This window comes from Natronosporangium hydrolyticum (genome assembly GCF_016925615.1).
GTDB lineage: Bacteria > Actinomycetota > Actinomycetes > Mycobacteriales > Micromonosporaceae > Natronosporangium > Natronosporangium hydrolyticum.
In genome coordinates this window covers 4,582,235-4,595,391 of sequence record NZ_CP070499.1, presented here as the reverse complement: position 1 = coordinate 4,595,391, position 13,157 = coordinate 4,582,235, and the positions used below count along the sequence as shown (strand labels likewise).

Genomic DNA, 13,157 nt, shown 5'->3' with positions numbered 1-13,157 from the left:
CACTCACCGCTCCGCGCCGTACCGTCAGCGCATCCGGGAGTAGGCGCCGCGTAGGCGTTCCAGGTCCCGCTGCCGCTTCTCCCGGTTGGCGCCCAGGAAGAGCAGCAGCAGCCCGATCGGGATCAGGATCAGCCAGGGTCCGGCCAGGCTGAGCAGATGCAGCGCCGCGATCGCGGTCACCGCCGACCCGATGATCAACGGTGCTCGTTGCCGGAGTCGGGAGCCCAGCAGCAGCGTCGCCACCCCGGCGAGGATCACCCAGATCTGCCGGACCGGGTCCGGGCTGCCGGTGGTGACCACTAGCAGCAGGCTCGGTACCAGCGCCGCCGCCAGGCCCGGCCCGTACGTGACCCAGCTGCCCAGATCCGGGCGGTACCGGTTCTCCAGCGCCCCGACCGCGAGCGCCAGCGCGGCGAACGGCAGGGTGTACGCCTCCAGCAGGCCGACCAGGAACACCTGCATCAGCAACCACCAGGCGAGGACCTCGCTGATCGCGGCGATCCACCACAGGATCCGCCGTTCCCGGTGGGTGCGGCCGGCCCGTACCGCGGCGAGGCCGATCACCGCACCCGCCCCGATCAGCAGCGTGGCGAGGTCCGGTGGCGAGCTGTAGGCGAGCCCGACCGCGATCACCAGCGGCAGGTAGCCGCCGGCGACCTCCACCGCGGCGAGCTCCTGCGGTGCCCGGGGTGGCCGCAGCCGGGGTAGGCGGGCGACGAGCAGCAGCGACACCGCGCTGACCGCCAGCAGCGCGAACCCGGCGCGGCTCCAGGGCAGCCCCAGTAGCTCCACGGTGACCAGCGCAAACACCTGGGCGGAGACGGCGGCGAAGAGCCAGCCGAGCAGGCGGGCGTGGCGGGTGCGGCCGGCCATCCCGGCGACCGCGCCGACCGCCACCGCGCCGGCGAAGGTGCCCCAGGTCAGCTCCGGGGTGGCGAGGCTGCCGGCGAGGCCGGCGCCGCCGGCGGCCAGCCCGATCCAGAAGACCAGGCGGCGGGCGACCCACAACGGTCGGGCGTTGCGGTCGGGGAGCGGCGGCGGGGTGAGCGCCACGCCGAGCATCGCGATCGCGAAGACCGACAGCGCCGCCATGGTCGACGCGGGCCAGGGTGCGTTGAGCGCGGCGGGCGCGATCAGGATGGTCACCGCCAGCCCGGGAAGCGTCAGCGGCACCGCCTGCCGGGCAACCGCGTCACCGAAGCCGATCGCCGCCAGCGCCGCCGCCAACGTGAGCAGCAGCGCCGCCAGGACACTGGTGGCGGGTACGGCGGCGGTGGCGAGCAGCGCCGTCGGTGGCCCCTGCCAGACGGTCTGCAGGGTGAGGTACGGGTCGATCAGGCTGCTACGCAGCGCCGGGGCGATCGCGACCAGGGCGATTCCGGTGGGGATCGCCCCGGCCAGCAGGGCCCCGACCGCGGGGCTGACCATGGTCGGAGGAGTGGTGAGGCCGGCGGTAGCCTCCGCGGCGCCGGCTGCGCTGCGCTGTCGCCGCTGCCGTAGCTGGCTGGGTTCGGCCGCCCGGACCAGCTCCGCAAGCACCGATAGCAGGACCGCGGCGGCCGCGTAGACCGCCGTCGGCAGCGGGGTGCCGAGGCTGGCGAGCGCGGTGATGGTGGCGGCGGCGCTGACCCCGACCGTGGCGTAGGGCAGGTACGGCGCCAGCGCGGGTTCGGTGGCCCGGCCCGGCACCGGCGCCAGCCCCATGTGCAGCATCGCCATGACGGCCAACCCGAGGCTGGCCCCGGCGAGCGCCGCGGGCAGCCCGATCTCCATGCCGTGTCCGGCCTGTGCGGTCGACGCGAGAAGCGCGCCGGGGCCGGCGAGCAGGGCCCCGGTGACCGCTACCCCACCGACCCGCAGCCGTGGATCGGGCCGGGTGCGCCGGATCGCCAGCGCCGCCACTACCGCGCCGGTGAGGGTGATCGCGCCGAGCACGGCCGCGGTCAACCAGGGTCGGGCCAGGCTGACCGCGACCGCGTACATGGCGAGTGTGACCGCGGCGAAGGCGCGGGGCCAGGCGGCCTCGGCCGCGCCGAGCGGTGCGACCGGTGGGCTCAGCGGGCCCGGGGAAGCGGTGGCGGCCGCACCCGCGGCCCCGGGTGGCACCTGGCGGAGGGTGCGGAGGTCGATCAGCGACGGGGCGACGGCGCCGAGCGCGCAGACCGCGCCGACCACCGTGGCCAACGCGGCCGGCGCCCACCAGGGCATGCCGAGCCCGGCCGGGGCACCGATCGCTGCCAGTGCGATCAGGCCGGCGCTGGCGTGGTGCCGCTGCGGCGGCGGCAGCACCGTGGCGGCGGCGATGGCGAGCAGGGTGAGCGCCAGCGGCGCGGCCCAGGTGATACCGGCGACGGTGGGCCCGGGGGCCCACTGGCTCAGGTCGGCCTCCCAGCGCGGGCCGGTGGCGGTGAGTGCCCGCGCCCCGCCGACCACCGCCGCCGCGGCCGCCACCGCGCCGACGACGGTCCCGATCACCGTCACTCCGAGGACCGGGCCGCGGCGCCACTCCGGCGGGAGGACCCGCACGCCCAGCGTGACCACGGTTACCAGGGCCGCCGCGGTGGTCAACGCGGCGTTGCTCCCGGTGAAGGGCAGCGACAGCGCCGAGAGCCGGGTCAGCGAGACCACCACGCTGACGGTGACCGCGGCGGCGGCGAGGTCGGCGGTGTCGAACCGGCGGTAGGGGCGGCGGATCGCCTCGAAGCCGTAGCCGGCGGAGGTGAGCACCGCGCTGAGCAGGAGCAACACCGCGATCCCGATCTCGGCCGGGCCCGGGTCGCTGAGCAGGGTGGCGGCCACCACGGCCAGGGTGCCGAGCCCTGCCCCGGCCCAGATCGGCAGCGGCACCACCCGGTCGCGTAGCTGCGTGAAGACGGCGTAGCTCAACGACGCGCTGACCGCGGTGAAGCTGACCGCCAGCACCAGCGTGGGGCCGAGGTTCGCCGCGGCGGCGCTGGTGGCGGCGGCGCCGGGCAGCGCCAACACCGCCGCCCCGGCGGCGAGCCCAGTGAGCGGTTCGGCGGCGGGAGCCCGCGGCCGAGCGCCCGCCAGCACTAGCCCGGTGACCGTGAGCGCAGTGAGAATGGTCGCGGTGAGGATCGGTGCGGCCAGGGAGGTTCCGGCGGCGCCCAGCCCGACCAGGGCGGCGCCGGCGGCGTGACAGAGGGTGGCGCGGCGGGTGGTGGCGGAGAGCCCGGTGAGGCCGAGCGCGGCGGCGGCGACCAGCATCACCCAGGCGCCGATCTGCGGTGCCAACCCGAGCGATGCTGGCGCCGCGAGTGCGGTGGCGGTCACTCCGGCGACGGTGACCTCCCGCCGGAACGTGCTGGGCAGCGACAGCCCGGCACCGATGGTCGCGGCGGCAGCGGTGGCGACCAGCTCCCAGGGTGGGCTGCCGACGGAGCTGGCCAGCTGCGCCGGATAACCGGTGAGCGTGCTGGGCCAGGCGGGCCACACCACTGCGCCGTAGCCGGCGCGCAGCGCCAGCGCCACCACGACGACGCCGAGGGCGGTCAGCGCCCAGGCCGACGCTCGCTGCGGGCCGCGGCGGTACTCCCGGGGTAGCGCCAGGGCCGCCGCTGCGGCGGCGGCCATGATCGCCGCGGTGGGCAGCAGCGCCTGCCCGGGCAGGGCGAGCGCGGCGAGCCGCGCGGCGGCGACGATCACGCTGAGGGTGAGGATGCCGGCTCCCAGGTGGGCCAGCGGCTCCTGCCGGGTGACGAGTCCGCTGGCGGCGGCTACCGCACCGGCGAGGAGGATCGCCAGCGCACCGGGGACGGCGGCGGTAAGGGTCTCGGCCAGGAAGAGCGCGGCGACGCCGTACCCCAGGGCGACGATCAGCGCCGCCGCGTGTAGCCCCCAGGTCACCAGCACCAGCCAGCGGCCGCGGGTGAGCGCCGCCAGCGCCGCGTTGTGGATCGCGACGGCGGCGAAGACGGTGGCCCAGCCAGCTGCGCCGGTGAGTTCCGGCGACAGCAGCAGCGGCAGCACCGGCTGGGCCGCGAGTACGGTCACCCAGCGGGGCCCGGCCAATCGGGTGAGCTGGTGGTATCCATACCCGGTGGCGGCGGTGGCGGCGGCGACGAGCCCGATGTAGACCGGCGGCGACAGCGCCGCGAGCGCGCCGGTGTTCCACAGCGGATAGCCGCCGACGCTGACCAGCACCAGGCCGACCGCGCCGAGCGTCTCCGCGGTGGCGCCGAGACCGCGTACCGCGGCCAGCGGGCCGGCGAGCAGGAACGCCGCCGCGACCGCGAGCAGAATCGCGAGCTGGCTCCAGGGCTGCAGGTCGGTGATGGCGACCGCGACGAAGACGATCGCGGCGATCCCCAGCAGCAGCCCACCCAGCCCGAGCATGATCGTCTGGACCGAGCTTGCGGAGGTCTCCGGCGGCAGCGGAGCAACCTGGACCCGGGGACGGGTGGGGGTGGCGGTGCCGGCAGGGGCGCCGCCTACGCCCCCGCCGGGCGGTACGGGTGATTTATCCGCCAATGACGCCTCCGACCGATCGCGCTTACTGTCATCATCGCGTGACCGGTGCGGTCGGCGCCATCAACGGCTCCACATCGGTGGGGCGCCGGACCAGAAAATCCGGCTACGGGCGTCCCATGCCGTGGTACTGCCACCCCGCGGCGGTCCACAGCGCGGCGTCGAGGCAGTTTCGACCGTCGATGACGACCTGCTGGGCGGGGAGGTGGGCGAGGGCGGTCGGGTCGGCGTTGCGGAACTCGGTCCACTCAGTCAGGACGCAGACCAGGTCGGCGTCGGGGAGCGCCTCGGCGATACTGGTGTGATAGGTCACATCAGGCAGGACAGTGCGGGCATTGTCCATGCCGGCCGGGTCGTAGACGTGGACGTCGGCGCCGGCGTTGGCCAGCAGCGTGGTGACCGCCAGCGCGGGGGCGTCCCGGACATCGTCGGTGTTCGGCTTGAACGTCGCCCCCAGCACCGCGATCCGGGCGCCGGAGAGATCCGGTCCGGCCGGGCCGAAGCTCCGGTCGAGCAGGTGGGCGGCGAGCTTCAGCACCCGGTTGCGCCGACGCTGGTTGATCAGATCCACCTCGTGCAGGAACCGCAGCGACTCGCCGGCCCCCAACTCCTGCGCGCGGGCCTGGAACGCGCGGATGTCCTTGGGGAGGCAGCCACCGCCGAAGCCGATGCCGGCCTGCAGGTAGCGCTGGCCGATCCGCGGGTCGTGACCGATCGCGCGGGCGAGCAGGGTGACGTCGGCGCCGGTGACCTCACAGATCTCGGCCATCGCGTTGATGAAGGAGATCTTCGTGGCGAGGAACGAGTTGGCGGCGACCTTGACCAGCTCCGCGGTGGCGAAGTCGCAGGTGACGACGGGCACTTCCCGCTCCTCGGCGGCGGCCAGGTCGAACACCCCCTTGTGGGCGGCGTAGAGCATCCCGCCGGCCCAGGCGGACTGGTACGCCAGCACCAGCCGGTTGGGCCGCAGCACGTCCTCCATCGCGTGGCCTTCCTGGAGGAACTCGGGGCTCCACGCCACCTCCACCGCCAGGTCGGGGTCGGCGTGCTTGGCGACCAGCTGTTGCACCCAGGTCGCGGTGCCGGCGGGCACGGTGGACTTGCCGACGATCAGCGCCTTGCGGGGCAGCGCCGCGGCGAGCTTGCTCACCGCCTGCTCGACGTAGCTGAGGTCGGCGCTCATGCCATCGTTGCGCTGCGGGGTGCCGACGCAGATGAAGTGGACGTCGCCGAACTCGGCGGCCTCGTTGAAGCTGGTGGTGAACGCGAGCCGACCCGCGGCGAGGTTGCTGCGCAGCAACTCGTCGAGGCCGGGCTCGTGGAATGGCACCTCGCCGCCGGAGAGCTTGGCGATCTTGTCGGAGTCGACGTCGATGCCGAGCACCTCGTAGCCGAGCTCGGCGAAGCAGATCGCGTAGGTGGCCCCGAGGTAACCGCAGCCGACGAAGGTCAGCCGAGGTTTCGGCGCCCCCGACGGCGGCGTCACCGCCTCCGGGGTGGCGGTAGGCGAGAACGGTGCGGGGGTGGTGGAGAACGGCATCGTCACGAGAGTCACTCCGGTAACAGCAGGCGGCAACGCCGCTGACAACTTCAGCTTACGTGGACCGGCCGGAAGGCCGGGCGGTATCTTCGCACTCGTATCGTTGGGGATCAACCAGAGCCGGCAAGGTTAGTTCCCCGTTCCCGGGCGTTCAATTCCTGGTCGCCGGAGGGTTTCTGCAATGACCTCCGGTGGCTACGAAGCGGGTGGCCGCGGTTGTTCCTCGGTCGGGCCCTCGTCGGCTGGCGGCGTCTGCGGCGTCTGTGGCGTCGTCGGAGCCGCCGGCTCGGTTGGCTGGTCGTCCATCGCCGCCGCCGCGGCGAGGATCTCATCGTCGCTCATCGGCTTACGGTCCGAGCGTTCGCTGGTGAGTTCGGTCACCCCGGCGACCACCTCGTCGTCGCTGGCGGCCGGTAGCGGCGCCAGCGCCACCGGCCAGCGGCGCCACCGCTGCAGGCTGACCATCGCCACCAGTAGCAGCGTCCCGAGGACGAGTAGCGTGCCGTTCGCGACCGGCAGCCACGGTTCGAAATCCTGCCACAGGAAGCGCCGCTGCTGCGGGTATGAGAGTGCGTCGAGAGTGTTGAACGGGTTGGCGACCATGAAGATCGTTGGCAGGACCAACAGCACCCCGGCGGCGACCGGGCCGGCGGGCGACCAGCGCAACGTCCCGAGCACACCGAGCATCAGCCCGGCCACGGCCAGAAAGATCAGCGGACCGATCAGGTGGCCGGTGTGGAACGCCCCAGTCTGCTCCCAGTCGGCGATCACCGCCTGACTGCGGTGTTGCCCGGTGGCGATCAGTAACCAGGCCAGCGGTGCGGCGACCAGGCCGGCGAGCAGGCTCCACAGATGACGCATGCCAGCACCGTACCCCGTGAGGGTGTGCGCTGGGGTGCGGCAAGATGGCGGTATGACACCCCCAGTGCTGTGGGCGCCGCCCGACGAGATTCGGCAGACCACCCGGATCGGCGACTATCTGAGCTGGCTGGCCGGCCGGCGAGGGCTGGAGTTCGCCGATTATCAGGCGTTGTGGCGATGGTCGGTGACCGATTTGGTCGGTTTTTGGGGGTCGATCTGGGAGTATTTCGCGATCGGTGACGACCCTGGTCCGGTCATCACCGGCGCCGACGCGCCAGCGGCGCGATGGTTCCCGGAGGCGTCGGTCAACTACGCCGAGCAGGTACTACGAATGCCCGGGGTGGCCGACCAGGACCCGATTGTGCACAGCTGGTCCCAGACCCGTGACCCGGCCGTCGAGCCGGTGACCCTGACCGCCGCCGAGCTGCGCGACCAGGTGCGACGGGTGGCGGCCGGGCTGCGTCGGCTCGGGGTGGGCAGCGGAGACCGGGTGGTGGCGTACGCCCCCAACCTGCCCGAGACCTTCGTGCTACTGCTCGCCACCGCCAGCCTCGGCGCGATCTTCTCGTCCTGCGCACCTGAGTTCGGCACCCGCAGCGTGATCGACCGGTGGCGGCAGATCGAACCGTCGGTACTGGTGGCGGTCGACGGCTACCGGTACGGGGAGAAACCGGTGGACCGGCGCGGCGAGGTGGCCGAGATCCGGGCGGCGCTGCCCACGCTGCGCCACACCGTGCTGCTGCCCTACCTCGACCCGGCCGCCGGCGGCGCCGACCTGAGCTGGTCGGAGCTGGCCGCGGCGACCGACGAGCCGTTGCGCTTCGCCCCGCTGCCGTTCGATCATCCGCTCTACGTGCTCTACTCTTCCGGCACCACTGGGCTGCCTAAGCCGATCGTGCACGGGCACGGCGGCATCCTGCTGGAGCACCTGAAGATGCTCGCGCTGCACCAGGATCTGGGGCCGACCGACCGGTTCTGCTGGTTCACCACAACCGGCTGGATGATGTGGAACTACCTGGTCTCGGCGCCCGCCGTGGGCGCCGGCATCGTGCTCTTCGACGGCCATCCCGGCCACCCCGATCTGGGCGCCATGTGGCAGTTGGTGGAGCGCGCCGGGGTGACCTACTTCGGCACCTCGGCGCCGTACCTGATGGCCTGCCGCAAGGCCGGCGTGGTGCCGCGGGAGGCGGCGGACCTCTCCCGGCTCCGTGGTCTCGGCTCTACCGGGGCGCCGCTGCCCGAGGAGGGGTTCAGCTGGGTCTACGAGGCGGTGTCGCCAACCGTGCAGCTGCAGTCGCTCTCCGGCGGGACCGACCTGTGCACGGGCTTCGTCGGCGGCAGCCCGCTGGTGCCGGTGTGGCGCGGCGAGATCAGCTGCCGGTGCCTGGGCGCCAAGGTCGAGGCGTACGACCCGACCGGTACGCCGGTGGTCGGGGAACAGGGGGAGCTGGTGATCACCGCACCGATGCCCTCGATGCCGGTGGGGTTCTGGGGCGACGCCGACGGCAGCCGATACCGGGAGGCGTACTTCGACGCGTACCCGGGGGTGTGGCGGCACGGTGACTGGATCACCATCACCGACCGCGGCTCCTGTGTGATCTCCGGTCGCTCCGACGCCACCCTCAACCGGGGCGGGGTCCGGCTGGGCACCGCCGAGTTCTATGCGGTGGTGGAGGACCTGCCGGAGGTGGCCGATTCGCTGGTGGTCCACCTGACCGAGGCGGACGCCGACGAGCTGCTGCTCTTCGTGGTGTTGGCGCCCGGCTGCGAACTGGACGATCCGCTGCGTGGTCGGATCGCCCGGGCGCTGCGCACCGCGCTCTCGCCGCGGCACGTGCCAGACCGGATCGCCGCAGTCGCAGCGGTGCCCCGCACGCTGTCAGGCAAGAAGCTGGAAGTGCCGGTGAAGAAGATCCTTACCGGTACGCCGGTGGCCCAGGCCGCCGCCGAGGGGGCGCTGGCCAACCCGGAGTCGCTCGCGAGCTTCCAGCAGGCGCCCTGACCAGCTCGGTGGGCTGGGACAATCGAGCTCGGTAGCTGCCTGGCGGGGTGCATGCCGCGCCCGGAAGCGGGGTATGGAGCAGGGCAACTAGTCTGGAGCCTGGCTGGCTGATGGCCGCCGGGTAGCCATCCGGTGACCGCGGCCGCCGGGGTGATCGCAATCGGTCTGTGACCTACCACAGGTCGTCGGGCGAACATCCGACTAGTTAACGTGGGGGTACGTCAACCTTGCGTAGGATGTCGGGCGGCGCCCGCCCGGCGGGACGCCGCTGACGACAGAAGGGTGTTGACCTCTTATGTACCTCGCTTACCTGGATCCGGGCAGCGGAAGCATGCTCGCCGCGGCGGTCGTCGCGGGGTTCGCAGGGGCCATGGTCGCAGTCAAGATGTGGTGGCGGCGGCTGACCGGCAAGTTCCGCCGTCAGCAGCCGGAGCAGGTCGCCGGCGAGCAGGCCGCGGCTGAGTCGACGACCACCCAGGCCGAGGGGTCGGAGCCGGCGGCACAGGCCGCTTCGGCGGAGGCCGCTGGACGCGCCGACCGGGAAAGCTGAGCGCCAACGACCATGGCGGTACGTTCCGAGCCGGCCTCGCCGGCGGCTGAGGCTGTCACACGCCCCGAACCCGCGTCCTTCCGGGATCCGGCCAACCAGGTCTACTACGCCGATGGCCAGGTGCTGCGCGGGCTGCGCGGCGCCGCCGTCGACGATTGGCGGGCGCTATCGACGAGCGTGTTCTTCGCGCAGCTGAGTAGCGCTGGCGCGGTGGTCGGCACCGAGCAGGTCGAGGCCGCCGCCGCGCCGGCCGGCTTTGACCTCACGCTGCGCCACGAGCGGATCCCGTTCGTCTCGTACCCGTACGAGTGGACCTTCTCGATGCTGCGGGACGCGGCGCGGTGTCATCTGGATGTGCTGGCGGCGGCGTTGGCCGAAGGCTTCACCACCAAGGACGGCTCCGCCTACAATCTCCAGTGGCGCGGCCCCCGGCCCACCTTCATCGACATCGGGTCGTTTGAGCGGCTGCGCGAGGGCGAGCCGTGGGCCGGCTACCGCCAGTTCTGCCAGACCATGCTCTACCCGCTGTTGCTCACCGCTCACCTGGGCGTCGAGTTCCAGCCGTGGCTGCGGTCACAGATCGACGGCATCGAGCCGGCGCAGATCCGGCAGCTGTTGGGCGGCGGCAAGCGGTTCAAGGCCGGCGTGTTCAAGCATGTCCACCTGCACAACGCGGTCCAGGCCCGGTCGGCGAAGACCAGCGCCCAGGACATGCGGCAGGAGATGCGCGCCGCCGGATTCTCCACCGAGCTGGTCAAGGCGACCGTCCGTGGCCTGCAGAAGCTGGTCGACAAGCTGGCCTGGGAGCCGCCCGCGAGCCACTGGGGTGACTACCGCACCACCTGTACCTACTCCGATGCCGACCGGGAGGCGAAGCTCGCCTTCGTGGACGCGGCGCTGGCGGAGGCCGGCGAGCAGGAGCTCGTGGTCGACCTGGGCGCGAACGATGGCGCCTACTCCCGGGTCGCCGCGAAGCATGCCGCGCAGGTGGTGGCGGTCGAGAGCGACCACGCCGTAACCGACCGGCTTTACGAGCAGCTGCGGGGGGAGACCGGGCCGGCCGAGCGAATCCTGCCGCTGGTGATGGATCTAGCCAACCCGTCACCCGGCGGCGGCTGGCGTAACCGGGAACGGGCGGCCTTCGCCGACCGGTCGAACGCCGACACCGTGCTCGCCCTGGCGGTCGTGCATCACCTGGCGATCGGGCGCAATGTGCCGTTGCCGGAGGTGCGGGACCTGCTCGCCGAGCTGGGCAAGCGAGTGGTCGTGGAGTTCGTCGATCCGGCCGACCCGATGGCGCAGCAACTGCTGGCAAACAAGCCGGCCGGGATGTTCCCGGACTACCACCGCGAGGGGTTCGAGCGGCTGCTCGCCGAGCGGTTCGAGATCATCCGCCGGGAGGAGCTGCCCTCGGGCACCCGCGTGCTGTACACGGGAGTGCCGCGTGACTGACGGGTCGGGCACCGGGGTTCGTCCGCCGGTGCCCTCGCCCGAAGAGCAGGCACCGGCGCTCTCCGACTCAGCTAGCTCCGGCGGGAAGCCGCCAGGCCGGGCGGGTCGACCGCTGGGGCCGCCGGCGAAGCCGTGGTGGCGGTCGGAGCCGATGCTCTACCTGGAGATCTTTGCGCTGTGCGGGTTCGTGGTGGTGCAGCCGCTGCTGGAGATTATCGGCAGTAGCCCGGATTTCTTCATTTTCCACGGTGTCGGCCCGCTAGAGATCGTCGCGCTGGTGGCGATCATGGTGATGGTGCCGCCGACGGTGCTGTGGGGGGTCGGCGCCCTGACCGGCCTGATCAGCCCGGCGGTCCGCTGGTCGGTGCACGTGGCCACGCTGGCGGTCCTGTTCATTTTCTTCATGATCCAGATCGGGAAGCACCTGACCGAGATCCGTGGGATCTGGCTGCTCCTGCCGGCGGCGGCGCTCACCGGCCTGATCGTCGCCGGATATCTGCTGCTGAACGCGACCCGGCAACTGCTCCGGTTCGCGGCGGTCGGGCCGCTGGTCTTCGTGCTGCTGTTCACCTTCGCCTCGCCCGCCTCGGCGGTGGTCTTCGCGGACAACCGGCCCAGCGAGGGTGGCGAAGCCGAGGTGATCGGACCGAACCCGCCGATCACCATGATCGTGCTGGATGAGCTGGCGCTGGTCTCCCTCTTCGACGAAGCCGGCGCGATCGATCGCGAGTCGTTTCCGAACTTCGCCCGGCTCGCCGACGACTCCACCTGGTACCGCAACGCCACCACCACCGCCGGGTGGACCCCGTACGCGTTGCCGTCGATGCTGAGCGGGACGTGGCCGGCCGATCACGCGGCGCCGCACTACGCCGTCTATCCAGATAACATGTTCACGCTGCTGGGTGACGTCTACCAGATCTCGGCCAGCGAGAGCATCTCCGAGCTGTGCCCGCCATGGCACTGCGGCGACCGGGTCGACAGCTCCCGGGGCGGCCTGCCGGTGGCGCTCGCGGAGAGCTCCAGCCTGCTGCGGGAGCTGGTCATGCCGGTGGATCCGCCGCGGGAGCTGCACGCGGACTTCGCCGAGCCGACGGTGGCGGACCGGCTCGGGGCGGCGGCCGCGGCCCGCGAGGACCGGCCCGAGTTCATGTTCCAACAGGCGTTGGCGGCGAGCCAGCCGGTGCGGTTCCACGACTTCATGACCGGCCTGCACGAGGCGGCCGAAGCGGAGAGCGAGCAGAACGGTGCGCCCGCGCTCGACGGCGAGGAGCTGGCCGAGGCCCAGCAACCACGGCTGAACTTCCTACACCTGTTGTTGCCGCACACCCCGTGGACCTACCTGCCGGACGGGATGCAGTACGAATCCGTCGCTGGCCTGCCGGTGGATGGCGAGTGGTGGGGCCGGTTGGCCCACCAACGCTATATTGCCCAACTTCAGTACACCGACCTGCTGCTGGGTGAGGTGCTGGACCAGCTCCAGGACAGCGGACGATACGACGAGTCGCTGTTCGTGCTCACCGCCGATCACGGCGTGAGCCTTACCCCGAACGGGGCCGGTAGCCGGCAACTCGGGCCGGATGCCGCCGGCATCGGTGAGCTGGCGTGGGTGCCGATGTTCATCAAGGAGCCGGGGCAGACCGAGGGCGTGGTCGACGACCGCAACTGGAAGCACGTCGATCTGTTGCCGACCCTCGCCGACCTGGCCGGCGTGGCGGTGCCGTGGGAGGTCGACGGGATCTCCTGGCAACGGGAGCAGCGGACGACTCCGGGCAAGACCTTCTACCCCGATCTGGAGTCGCCCGGCGAGATCGACGGCCCGGCCCGCTTCAACGAGTTGCTGGCAGATCCGCACAACTTTCCGCCGGTGCCGCCGCCACCGTTGCCGGAGCTGCTCGGGACCACCGTCTCGGAGCATCCGGTGGTCGACAGCGACGTCGTGATCACCGCGGAGAATCAGGACGCCTTCTCCGACGTCGCGCCGGCCGACGGGTTGGTGCCGGCGCTGGTGCACGGCGGTGTGCCGGATTCGGTAGCCGCCGGCACACCGTTGGCGATCGCGGTAAACGGCGAGATCGCCGCGGTGGTGCCGGTGGTAGCTGGCACCGAGGGGCACCGGTTCGCCGGTTTGATCGAAAACCACGGACTTTTCGTATCTGGGGGCAACCAGCTGGAGCTGTTCTTGGTCCCGGATGGGGAGACGCTGCACCGGGCTTGAAAGCCCGGCCTCGGCCCCGTAAGGTGTTCGTGGGAGCGCTTCCAGGGCG

The 13,157-nt window shown here is 72.1% G+C and carries 7 protein-coding genes; 4 read left to right on the top strand and 3 right to left on the bottom strand.

Going from position 1 to position 13,157, the window contains the following annotated elements; translation table 11 throughout:
• Positions 1–24 precede the first annotated feature (24 nt).
• The 3 genes from JQS43_RS20665 to JQS43_RS20655 all read right to left on the bottom strand — a co-directional run bounded on the left by JQS43_RS20665 (position 25) and on the right by JQS43_RS20655 (position 6,889).
• The gene (locus JQS43_RS20665) at positions 25–4,491 is read right to left on the bottom strand and encodes an SCO7613 C-terminal domain-containing membrane protein (protein ID WP_239676032.1); all 4,467 of its coding nucleotides are present in this window, start codon (positions 4,489–4,491) and stop codon (positions 25–27) included.
• A 103-nt stretch (positions 4,492–4,594) separates the two neighbouring features.
• The gene (locus JQS43_RS20660) at positions 4,595–5,941 is read right to left on the bottom strand and encodes a UDP-glucose dehydrogenase family protein (protein WP_239679517.1); all 1,347 of its coding nucleotides are present in this window, start codon (positions 5,939–5,941) and stop codon (positions 4,595–4,597) included.
• 282 nt (positions 5,942–6,223) lie between these two features.
• Entirely contained in the window at positions 6,224–6,889 is a 666-nt protein-coding gene (locus tag JQS43_RS20655) for a hypothetical protein (RefSeq protein WP_239676031.1), read from the bottom strand.
• Between the two features lie 52 nt (positions 6,890–6,941).
• On the opposite strand from JQS43_RS20655, the gene JQS43_RS20650 reads away from it, so the two are divergent.
• The 4 genes from JQS43_RS20650 to JQS43_RS20635 all read left to right on the top strand — a co-directional run bounded on the left by JQS43_RS20650 (position 6,942) and on the right by JQS43_RS20635 (position 13,108).
• On the top strand, positions 6,942–8,891 hold the full coding sequence (locus JQS43_RS20650; RefSeq protein ID WP_239676030.1) for an acetoacetate--CoA ligase: 1,950 nt from the start codon (positions 6,942–6,944) through the stop codon (positions 8,889–8,891).
• A gap of 295 nt (positions 8,892–9,186) precedes the next feature.
• On the top strand, positions 9,187–9,441 hold the full coding sequence (locus JQS43_RS20645; RefSeq protein ID WP_239679593.1) for a hypothetical protein: 255 nt from the start codon (positions 9,187–9,189) through the stop codon (positions 9,439–9,441).
• Positions 9,442–9,453: 12 nt separating this feature from the next.
• Complete coding sequence (locus JQS43_RS20640; protein WP_239676029.1) at positions 9,454–10,893, top strand: class I SAM-dependent methyltransferase; 1,440 nt, start codon at positions 9,454–9,456, stop codon at positions 10,891–10,893.
• The gene (locus JQS43_RS20635) at positions 10,886–13,108 is read left to right on the top strand and encodes a sulfatase-like hydrolase/transferase (RefSeq protein WP_239676028.1); all 2,223 of its coding nucleotides are present in this window, start codon (positions 10,886–10,888) and stop codon (positions 13,106–13,108) included. Before JQS43_RS20640 ends, JQS43_RS20635 begins: the two co-directional genes overlap by 8 nt.
• The last annotated feature ends 49 nt before the right edge of the window (positions 13,109–13,157 follow it).